Annotated in this window: 9 protein-coding genes; 6 read left to right on the plus strand and 3 right to left on the minus strand. The window is 56.2% G+C overall.

Translation table 11 applies throughout. The features are described from left to right. Nucleotides 1-106: 106 nt before the first annotated feature. Nucleotides 107-1432, plus strand: a complete 1326-nt coding sequence (locus M0974_RS20470) for an ATP-binding protein (protein WP_297840915.1) — start codon at nt 107-109, stop codon at nt 1430-1432. 2 nt (nt 1433-1434) lie between these two features. Further along, on the plus strand, nt 1435-2772 hold the full coding sequence (locus M0974_RS20475; protein ID WP_297840918.1) for an HD domain-containing phosphohydrolase: 1338 nt from the start codon (nt 1435-1437) through the stop codon (nt 2770-2772). A gap of 278 nt (nt 2773-3050) precedes the next feature. On the opposite strand, the gene M0974_RS20480 is transcribed toward M0974_RS20475, so the two are convergent. Beyond that, nucleotides 3051-3959, minus strand: a complete 909-nt coding sequence (locus M0974_RS20480) for a LysR family transcriptional regulator (protein ID WP_297840922.1) — start codon at nt 3957-3959, stop codon at nt 3051-3053. Between the two features lie 97 nt (nt 3960-4056). On the opposite strand from M0974_RS20480, the gene M0974_RS20485 reads away from it, so the two are divergent. Continuing rightward, nucleotides 4057-5238: an aspartate aminotransferase family protein gene (locus tag M0974_RS20485; protein WP_297840925.1), complete on the plus strand. Its 1182-nt coding sequence runs from the start codon at nt 4057-4059 to the stop codon at nt 5236-5238. A 103-nt stretch (nt 5239-5341) separates the two neighbouring features. Here M0974_RS20485 and M0974_RS20490 read toward each other — a convergent pair whose 3' ends face one another. Continuing rightward, a complete protein-coding gene (locus M0974_RS20490; RefSeq protein ID WP_297840927.1) occupies nt 5342-6121 on the minus strand; it encodes a FadR/GntR family transcriptional regulator in 780 nt (259 codons plus the stop codon). 161 nt (nt 6122-6282) lie between these two features. On the opposite strand from M0974_RS20490, the gene M0974_RS20495 reads away from it, so the two are divergent. The 3 genes from M0974_RS20495 to M0974_RS20505 all read left to right on the plus strand — a co-directional run bounded on the left by M0974_RS20495 (nt 6283) and on the right by M0974_RS20505 (nt 10457). Then, complete coding sequence (locus tag M0974_RS20495) at nt 6283-7593, plus strand: MFS transporter (protein WP_297840930.1); 1311 nt, start codon at nt 6283-6285, stop codon at nt 7591-7593. A 14-nt stretch (nt 7594-7607) separates the two neighbouring features. Beyond that, a complete protein-coding gene (gene denD, locus M0974_RS20500; RefSeq protein WP_297840933.1) occupies nt 7608-8582 on the plus strand; it encodes a D-erythronate dehydrogenase in 975 nt (324 codons plus the stop codon). A gap of 249 nt (nt 8583-8831) precedes the next feature. Further along, a complete protein-coding gene (locus M0974_RS20505) occupies nt 8832-10457 on the plus strand; it encodes a methyl-accepting chemotaxis protein (protein WP_297840935.1) in 1626 nt (541 codons plus the stop codon). Nucleotides 10458-10563: 106 nt separating this feature from the next. Here M0974_RS20505 and deoC read toward each other — a convergent pair. After that, a partial coding sequence (deoC, locus tag M0974_RS20510) for a deoxyribose-phosphate aldolase (RefSeq protein ID WP_297840937.1) occupies nt 10564-10995 on the minus strand: 432 nt, incomplete at its 5' end.

A 10995-nucleotide genomic window follows, 5' to 3' on the forward strand; every position in this document is an offset into this window, starting at 1 on the left:
CATCAGTTCTCATGTGATTTGTTGATTTGCATTACCGAACGTACAGCCGGAATTGTCGTTCAGGCCATCGATCGTTTGCTTGACGGGCTTTGAAAGGAGCATCTTCATGACAGACAACAAGGCAATTTCCCGAGAAACCCTTGAGTCCATGCTCAAGGCGATCAATATGGGCGTGCTGCTGGTTGATCAGGACTATACGGTGCTGTTCTCGAACCACTTCATGTCCATCAACAGCGGTAAGCCGGCAGAGACCCTGATTGGCCATACGCTGTTCGAGGCCTTTCCAGAGCTGCCTGAACGCTGGGTCAGGCAAAAGATCAACAGCGTGTTCACCCTGCAAAATTTCGCCTTCACATCCTGGCAGCAGCGGCCGCATCTGTTCAATTTCTGCAGCACCCGACCCATCAGCGGTTCGGTCAAGCACATGTACCAGAACTGCACGTTTTTCCCTGTGCAGGACGCCGATGGCGGTTCTCTGGGGGTAGGCCTGGCCATCAGCGATGCGACTGACACGGCCGCACGCCAACTGGACCTGACGCGGTTGAATGAGTTGCTCGAAGAAGAAAAGAGCGCCCAGGCCCGCTTGATAACTCGTCTTGAAGAAGCTCAGGCTCAATTGTTGCAATCCGAGAAAATGGCCGCGATCGGGCAGTTGGCAGCGGGTGTCGCGCATGAGATCAATAACCCGATCGGCTTTGTCTCTTCCAACGTCAACAGCCTGCGCGGTTATCTCAACGATCTGTTCACCTTGATCGACGCGTACGAAAAGGCCTGCGATGGGCCGTATCGGCCGGATCATCCAGAGCTGGCGTCCCTCAGGGAGAAAATCGATTACAACTTCCTGCGCCAGGACATCAATGACCTGTTGCTGGAATCAGCCGACGGTCTTGACCGGGTCAACCGAATCGTCAAGGACTTGCGCGAATTTTCCCATGTCGACAGCTCTGAGTGGCAGCTCGCCGATCTGCACAAGGGCCTCGACAGCACCCTCAACGTCATCTGGAACGAGGTCAAGTTCAAGGCCCAGGTGATCAAGTATTACGGTGACATCGAACCTATCGAATGCATGGGATCGCAGATCAATCAGGTGTTCCTGAACCTGATCATCAATGCCAGCCATGCCGTGGGCACTGCCGGTGAAATAATCATCAGCAGCGGTCGTGAAGACGACGGGGTATTCATCGAGATTGCCGACAACGGTCATGGCATCCCTCTCGACATCCAGAACCGGATCTTCGAGCCGTTCTTCACCACCAAGCCGGTGGGCATGGGCTCGGGTCTTGGCTTGTCGCTGTCTTACAATATTGTCGTCAAACACCACGGAAGGCTCACCGTGGAAAGCGAGCCTGACCAGGGCAGTCGTTTCCGTCTGTGGTTGCCGTTGCGCCAGCCTCAGGTGCCTGCCCCCTCCACCTTCTCTGTTGGAAACTGATTATGAACACTGTCTCTGTGAGCGATAAACGCTACACCGTCATGCTGGTGGATGACGAAGAAAATATCCTTAACAGTCTGCGCCGCGTGTTGCGAGGCAAGCCTTATGACTTATTGCTGGCCACCAGTGGCGCTCAAGCGCTGAGTCTTTTCGAGCTTCATCATGTTGACCTGATTGTCAGCGATGCCCGCATGCCCGTCATGGACGGGCCGACCTTGCTCAGTGAGGTTTACCGGCGTGACCCGGAATGCATGAACATTCTGCTGACCGGCTATGCCGACGTAAGCATGATCACCAAGGCGGTTAATGAAGGGCATATCTTTCGCTATCTCAGCAAACCCTGGGACGATGAAGAACTCATGCTCACGCTGGAGCAGGCTCTGGAAATGCAAAGCGTGCGCCGTGACCGAGATGCCCTACTCAAGCAGGCGGACAAGCACAACGAAGCACTGCGTGAACTAAATGATAGCCTTGAGCAACGTGTCAAGGCGCGTACAGAGGAGGTGCAACAAACCGCCGATATGCTTGATCTGGCCTATGACGAATTGCGTCACAGCTATGTAACCAGCACCGAGGTGTTCTCTTTACTGGTCAACCAGCGTCTGCCACGGGTACGCCAGACCAACCAACGGGTCATTCAAGTGGTGCGCGCTTATTGTACCCATTGCGGCTTCAGTGAAGCCGACAGCCGCAACCTGTCCATGGCTGCCGCCTTGTACAACATCGGCAAGCTGGGTTGGAGCGACACCATGCTGTTGGGCTCTGCTGATTTGCTGCTGCGTAAGGATACTGAGGCGTACAAGGGCTATCCCGGCAAAAGTGAAGCTCTGCTGATGGCTCTGGAGCCTTTACAGGACGCCAACCGTCTTATCCGTCATCATCAGGAACACTGGGATGGCAGCGGCTTTCCCGACCGCCTTAAAGAGCAGGCTATTCCGCTGGGGGCTCGGGTCCTTAAGTTGGCGATCGATTTCGTCGAGTTGCAGTGTGGTTTGGTGCTGGATCGCTATCTGACTCGCGATGAGGTGCTGGTATATCTGCGCCAACACAAGGGACACTTTTATGATCCAGCGCTGATCGAGGGGTTTATCGAAGTCTGCACCCGTTACCTGCCGGAGAATTTCATCGACCCATCGGTCAAGGTTCTGGATGTCCGTCGGTTGCTTCCGGGGATGGTTCTAGACCGTAACCTCAATGCCAGCAATGGCATGTTACTGCTCAACGAGGGTAAGGTGCTGACCGCTTTGTTGATCGAAAAGCTGACGGCCTTTGAAGCCGTAGATGGCGGGCATTTCACCGTATTTATTCGAGCCGACGAAGCCGCCGAACAGGTGAGTTGAGTCCAATGCTGAGCTTCACGCTCAAGGGGGGCTGGCTACGAGGAAGTTTAGACCTTCATCGACAGCCCTACGCACACAACCGGATACTTCCATTCATCATTTAAATCGATCATGTAAATCGCCAAACAGAATTATTTATTCTTTCCCAACTGACCGAAGATAGCGCCCTACTGAAATCTATCGGACGAAAAGTACATGTATCTCAATCTTGCCATTGCCTGGACGATCGTTATTTCCTTCTCCATCGCGCTGCTGCATCTTTGATTCATTGTCAACGTTCACCCTTCGCGTCCCCACATCTCCATCGCGTAATCGACGAAGCTTCTGAGCTTCGGCAACCGATAGCGATCCTGCGCGTAGACCAAATGCATCGGTCGGCGCGGCAGTTGATAATCCTGCAATACCGCGACCAACCTGCCGTCCTGCAGGTCTTGGCGCACCAGCAAATCCGGCATCATCACCACGCCCATACCCGCGATTGCAGCCTGACGTAGCCCCGGAGTGCTGTTAATCGCCATCGGCCCGGACACCGGAACCACCACTTCACCGTCCGGGCCTTTAAGGCTCCACTGCTTTGCGGTGGAGCGCCATTCATCTCCCGCCGGGTAAGCAAACGCCAGGCAGTCATGCTGCTGCAGATCCTGCGGCTTGATCGGCGTGCCACGGCGCTGAAGATAATCGGCAGATGCGCAGATGCTCAGGGTGTAATCCTGCAAAGGTCGGGCAATAAGGCCGGAGGGTTCCAGCGTGCCCAAGCGAATTGCTGCGTCAAAGCCCCCATCGATAAGGTCGAGCACTTGATTGGTCAGCTCCACGTCCAGCTTGACCGACGGGAAGCGCTGCACAAAACCGCTCATGGCCGGTGCCAGGCACTCGACGCCAAAAGCCGGCGGCGCGGTAATCCGCAACAAACCACTCGGTACGCCCAAAGCCTGTTCGGCCATGCGATCAGAGTCAGCCACTAGGCCAAGCACTTCCAGACAGCGTTGATAATAGGCCGAGCCAAACTCGGTCAGGCTCTGACGCCGAGTACTGCGTTTAAGCAAGCTGACACCGAGGCGTTGCTCTAAGGCCCGCAGGTGATTGCCGACCATAGTGGTGGACATCGAACACTGTTGCGCGGCGGCGGTCATGCTGCCCGCCTCCACCACTTTTACGTACACCGTCATCGACTGGAACAGGTCCATTATCAAGCTCAGCTTTAAATTGATTGAAATAGGCAGGCATTTATCCAACTCAAGTTGTTAACGATACTGCAGATCTCAACGAAGAAGGAGCTCGATCATGACTGCCGCTTGCCTGATGCCCACCTACCAACCCTTACCCATCAGCTTTGCCCGAGGACTGGGCACGCGTCTGTGGGACCAGGACGGCCGTGAATACCTCGACGCGGCGGCTGGGGTCGCGGTGACCAACGTCGGTCACTCCCACCCAAGAATTGTTGCGGCGATCAGCGAGCAAGCCGGTTTGTTGCTACACACCTCCAACCTATACACCATTGACTGGCAGCAGCGTTTGGCGCAAAAACTCACGCGGCTGTCGGGACTCGACCGGGTGTTTTTCAACAACTCTGGCGCCGAGGCCAACGAAACCGCATTAAAACTAGCGCGCCTGCACGGGTGGAAAAAGGGCATCGAACGGCCCTTGGTTGTGGTCATGGACAACGCGTTTCACGGCAGGACATTGGGCACGCTGTCGGCCAGCGACGGACCGGCAGTGCGCCTGGGTTTTCATACGCTGCCGGGGGACTTCATCAAGGTCAAATTTGGTGACAGTGCCGCACTGGAGAAGATCGCCGAGACCTATGGCGCTCGGATTACTGCGGTCTTGCTCGAACCGATTCAAGGCGAAGGCGGCGTGCAAGTTGCGCCCGCCGGCTACCTGCAAGCGCTGCGTGACCTCTGCAGCCGGCGTGGCTGGTTGCTGATGCTCGATGAAATCCAGACAGGCATCGGCCGCACCGGTTTGATGTTTGCCTTCGAGCACGAGCGCATCGTGCCGGACGTGCTGACCTTGGCTAAAGGTTTGGGCAACGGCATTCCCATCGGTGCCTGTTTGGCGCGGGAGAAAGTCGCACAGCTGTTTACTCCCGGCAGCCACGGCAGCACCTTCGGCGGCAATCCCCTCGCCTGCCGAGTGGGTTGCACCGTGCTGGATATCATCGAAGACCAGGCACTGTTGAAGAATGCTGAACGTCAGGGCCTTCGGTTGCTCGCAGCCTTACGCGCCGACCTAGGCGATCACCCGAACGTGCTGGCGATTCGCGGACTGGGATTAATGATCGGCATTGAACTGGTCAGCCCCTGCCGAGAGTTGACCTTGATCGCTGCACGAGACTTCGGACTGCTGATCAATGTAACCCGAGGTCAAACCATTCGGTTGCTGCCGCCGTTGACCATCAACGATGAAGAAGTGCGGATGATCGTGGATGGGCTTATTGGGGTGTTGGGTGCTGTTAATTTATAGGAGATGACTCGCTGTCGCGCAGCAAACACAAAACCTACAGGTAATTGCCATAGGGTTAAAGTTGCATGAAATTTAGGCCGACCTGTCATCAACATGCCCACCGTCAGGGCTTGCTCACCACCGGGCTTTGCCAAAACGACGGGTCGGCACTCTTGAGCCGTTCGACCGCGTTGTTGATGTGTTTGAGTGCGGCGTTACGTGCAGCATCGGGGTCTCTGGCAGCGATAGCGGCGTACACCGCAAAGTGCTCGATGTGCACGGTCTTGGCCAGATCGCGGCGACGCTCTTCGTTGGAGCGGGTGATGCGGATCGCTTCCTTGATGAATTGCGCGATGAACTCATGCAACGACGGGTACAACGGGTTGCCAGTGGCCTGGGAAATCGAGCGGTGAAATAACAGGTCCTCCTCAACCCCGTCATGGCCAGCGCGCTCGGCAACATCAATGGCCTTCAACGCGTGCTCGATTGCCTCCAACTGCTGCGCCGTGTGCCGCTGCGCTGCCAGTGCTGCCGCCTCCCCTTCGATGCCGCGGCGCAACTCAGTCACGCGCAATACCGCCTCGATTGACCCGGACACATCGAAATCGATGGTGAATGCCTTGATATGCGCGCCTTCACAGACCACCGTGCCGCTGCCTTGGCGAACTTCGACCAAACCCGCAGATTTCAGCCGAGAAATAGCTTCGCGAATCACCGTCCTACTCACACCAAAACGCTCGGCCAAAACCGGCTCAGTGGGCAGTCGCGTCCCCGGAAGCGCTTCGCCACTGGCGATGTGCGCCTTGAGCGCAGTCGTTACCTGGTCGGCCAGCGTGCCCTTGGCAGTATCCTTCAGCGCAGCCAATGCAGTGCCGGGACGGGATGTGTTTTCAAGACTGGGCATAAAGTTCTCTGGAGCAAATCGGTAAACGGTACTGCATTTAAGGCAGCGCGTCCTGTTTCGATGCAGGTCTTGAATTCGTATGACGTATTATGATATTCAGTCAGGTTCAGGCAGTCCAATAAAACAGAAACACCCATATAAAAATAAGGCTGGGGAACGACATGACTGAATCATTGACTCACACCGGCATCGGCGTGTCCGCTGATCGCTTCGAGGACATGGCTTACCGCAAAGTTGCGTGGCGGATTTTGCCGCTGTTGTTGCTGTGTTACCTCGTCGCGTACCTGGACCGGGTGAACGTAGGTTTTGCCAAATTACAGATGTCAGACGATCTGCATTTCTCCGAAGCCGTTTATGGCCTCGGCGCAGGGATTTTCTTCATCGCTTACTTCCTCGTGGAAATTCCCAGCAACCTCATCTTGCACCGCGTCGGCGCTCGGCTATGGATTGCACGGATCATGATCAGCTGGGGCGTCATTTCGTCCGGGATGGCCTTGGTCAGCACCCCAATGTCGTTCTACGTCATGCGTTTTCTGCTTGGCCTCGCTGAAGCCGGGTTCTATCCGGGCGTCATCCTCTATTTGTCTTACTGGTTCCCGACCCATCGCCGGGGCAAGATGTTTGCCCTGTTTGCAACCGCCGTCCCGTTGTCTGGCCTGATCGGCGCCCCGCTGTCGGGCTGGATCATGACTGCGTTTAACGGCGTGCACGGATACGCCGGCTGGAAGTGGCTGTTTTTCCTCGAAGGGCTGCCTTCGATTGCCGTCGGCATCTTGGTGGTTTTCTGCCTCAGTGACCGGATTTCCCAAGCTGGTTGGCTCACCCAGGAACAAAAAAACCTGCTGCAAATGCGCATTGACGCTGAAACCGACGGGCATCAGGTCAGCAGCGTCCGGCAGGTGTTCCGCCAGCCGCGCATCTGGCTACTGACCGCCATCTATTTCTGCATGATTGCCGGGTTCTACACCGTAGGCTTCTGGCTGCCGACGCTGATCCGCCAGGCCGGCGTCAGTGATGTGTTGCAAGTCGGACTGCTGACGGCCATTCCCTATGCCGCCGCCGCGCTGACCATGCTTTTGGTGTCACGTAGCGCAGACAGACTTCGCGAGCGCCGTTGGCACCTGGCACTGACCGCTGTGGTCGGTGGCATTGGCCTGGTGATCTCCGCCACCTGGAGCGGCAACTTCACCGTTTCCATGATCGGCCTGACCCTCGGAGCTATGGGCGCCTTGAGCACCCTACCGCTGTTTTGGAGCCTACCCACTGCGTTTCTCGGCGGCACCGCAGCCGCCGCCGGTATCGCACTGATCAACTCGTGCGGCAACCTCGCCGGGTTCGTCTCGCCCTACCTGATGGGCTTCCTCAAGGACATGACCCAGAGCACCACCATCGGCATGTACGTCATGGCCAGCGCCTTGTTTCTCGGTGCGCTATTGATCTTCAGAATTCCCGGAAAACTCGTCAACCACTGACGTTTGGAGCAACCATGAATATTCTCGTCACAGGTGCGGCTGGCTTCCTCGGCCGACGCCTGATAGAAGCACTACTGTTGCGGGGCTCGCTGACTGACCGCAGCGGCCACACTCAGTCCATTACGCAAATTACTGCATTCGACATGCTGCCCCTGGAGGGAATTGACGATCCGCGGATTAAAGTAGTGTGTGGCGACATCTCAGACCGCGCCATGCTGGACAGCCTCATCGACGCCAACACCGACAGCATATTTCACTTGGCTGCGGTGGTTTCCAGCCAGGCTGAAGCTGATTTTGATCTGGGCATGCGGATCAATTTCAGCGCTACGCAAAATCTGCTGGAACGTATTCGCCAGATCGGCACCTGCCCGAAATGGGTAATGACCAGTTCGGTCGCGGTGTTTGGTGGCACGCTGCCGGAACAAGTCCCCGACGACTATGTCTGGGCGCCGCAAAGTTCGTACGGTACGCAAAAAGCCATGAACGATTTGCTGCTGGCCGACTACAGTCGCCGAGAGTTCGTCGATGGCCGCAGCCTGCGCATGCCGACCATCGTGGTGCGACCAGGCAAACCGAACCTCGCAGCGTCGAGCTTTGCCAGCGGCATCATCCGCGAACCGCTTAACGGCCAAGACAGCGTTTGCCCGGTTCCCGTGGACACCCGCTTGTGGTTGATGTCACCGGCGCTGGCGATTCGAAACTTGATCCATGGGCATGAGTTATCGAAAGAGCAACTGAGCCGCGGTCGAGTAATCAACATGCCGGGCCTGTCGATCACCGTCGAACGCATGATCGAAGCCCTGCGCAGCATCGCAGGCGATGCGGCTGCAGGCCGGATTCGCATGGAACACAACCCCGCCATCGAACGCATTGTCGGCTCATGGCCTGGGTCATTTTCTGCCGGTTATGCCAAGGATCTTGGGTTTATTGCGGACAATGATTTTACTGAGGTCGTGACGCAATTTATGAGCGAATACCCGCCGCAGTAGGGATCACCCCGACAGTCTTTGATTGGCCGTGGGTTTTTACGTGGATTGATGTTGGTAAGACCGACCTGCATCAAGCCCACGGACTTTTCGCCATTTAAAGAGCATTAGCTGTCGCGAAGCTGTCTGGAACTAAATGGATGTTCATTGCGATGTAAATCCATCCATCTTTGGTTTATAGAGAAGTAACGATAGGCCAGAAACCACTTGCCGAGTGGATCGATGAGGCCTGTTAACTTTGGATCCAACTCTATGAATCTAAGATTTCTTAACATCGCTCCCAGGGCCAGCCTCTGCTTTGCCTTGATCACGTTTTTAGTGATTGGGCTTGGGCTGTTTTCGTACATTCAGATGGGGAATCTTAGAGACACGGAGCAAGCTATCGAAACTAATTGGTTACCGAGCATTCAAACCAGCGACGATATTCAAATAGGGCTTCTGGAAGCACGGCTGGCTGCAACCCGCCTGCTGACAGCTCGGGACACGGCCGAGCGTGATATGGCCACTGAACAACTCACCAAGGCCCGGGCCACATTGACTGATCGCATTGGTTACTATGGCGCCAATCTGGTGTCGAGCGACGAAGAGCGTACCTTGTTTAATCACGCTTCCGCGCTGATAACAAATTACATTGAGGGCGCGACTCAGTTGGTGCAACTGAGCACTCACGATCCTGAACAGGCGATTACTTTTGCCAACACTGAACTGCGTAACCGGGCGTTAGTGGTGCAGACCACGTTAACGCAATTACGTGAACTTAACGCGCGCGGCGCCACCCAGTCGGGGGCGACCGCTAAAGAAGCCTATTCAAATAGCGTCACGGTTGTCGCGGTGGTGGTTAGCGTCTCGGTCGTGATGACTATTATCCTTGCGCTGTTATTAACCCGCAGTATTGTGACGCCTATTAATGAATCGCTGCAGTTGGCCCAAGGTATTGCCGAGGGTGATCTGACCCGTCCAATCGTTGTAACCGGTGCCGATGAAGCCTCTCGTTTAACGGCAGCATTGGCCCAGATGCAAACCAGTTTGCGGGAAACCATCCAGGAAATTACCAAATCTTCGACGCAATTAAGTGGGGCGGCGGTTGAGATGACGTCAATCACCGAGGCCGCCGGTAAAACCCTGCGCCAGCAAAATAGCGAGATTGAGCAAGCCGCCACGGCGGTCAACCAGATGAGCGCGGCGGTGGAAGAAGTGGCGCAAAACGCGACGTCCACCTCTGAGGCGGCACGTGAATCGACCGAGTCTGCAAAGTTCGGCAATCTGCGGGTCGGTGACACATTGAAGGCGATTCATACCCTGACCGCTCAGGTTGAAGTGACGTCGGAACAGATCCAGGGACTCGCAGGCCAGGCGCAAGACATCAGTAAAGTGCTGAACGTTATTCGCGCGATAGCGCAACAAACTAACCTGCTGGCGTTGAATGCCGCCATCGAAGCAGCCCGTGCCGGTGAGCAGGGACGAGGCTTTGCAGTGGTTGCCGATGAGGTCCGAGCCCTCGCGCATCGAACGCACACGTCGACTCAGGAAATTGAAGAGATGATTGCGGCCATTCAGCAGCAAAGCGTTTCAGCCGTGACCGCCATGCAACTCAGCGCCACCCTCGCCCACGAAACCAAACAAGCTGCGGACGAAGCCGGTCGCTCGTTGGAGTCCATCACCCATTCCGTGCGCCAGATCGACGACCGCAATTCACAGATCGCCACCGCGTCCGAAGAGCAAGCCAGCGTGGCCCGAGAAGTGGACCGTAACCTGACCAGTATTCGAGATTTGGCGATCCAGAGCGATCAAGGCACCCGCCAGACACTGCATGCCAGCAATGAACTGTCACGCCTGGCCGCAGGCCTTAACGTCATGGTGCAGCGCTTTAGGGTTTGAGATGTTTGCGGTTTTCCCGAATGAATTCGGTCCCACAGAAAAATCAAGTTTTCACTGTGGGACCGAATTTATTCGGGAAGCAAGCGGCACGGTGTATTGAACTAACTCAATACGCCTGAGCCGCGACTTTGCCGCCGCTGACGATAGCGATCCCGGAGCTGGTGCCCAAACGAGTGGCGCCAGCATCGAGCATGGCTTGTGCAGTCGCCGCATCTCGTACGCCGCCCGAGGCTTTAACGCCGATGTCGGGACCGACCACACGGCGCATCAGCAACACATCATCAAGTGTCGCCCCGCCATGGCCAAACCCGGTGGAGGTCTTCACAAAGCCGACGTTCAAATCGCGGCAGATCTCGCAGGCGTGGATTTTCTCGACTTCGTTGAGCAAGCCGGTTTCGAGAATCACTTTAAGCGTTACACCCTGGCAAGCACTCAGCACTTCAGCGATGTCATCACGCACCTGACCCAGCAACCCGTCCTTGAGCCAACCAATATTCAGCACCATGTCGATCTCACACGCACCCGCCTCAATCGCGGC

The organism is Pseudomonas sp. (assembly GCF_026224925.1).
GTDB lineage: Bacteria > Pseudomonadota > Gammaproteobacteria > Pseudomonadales > Pseudomonadaceae > Aquipseudomonas.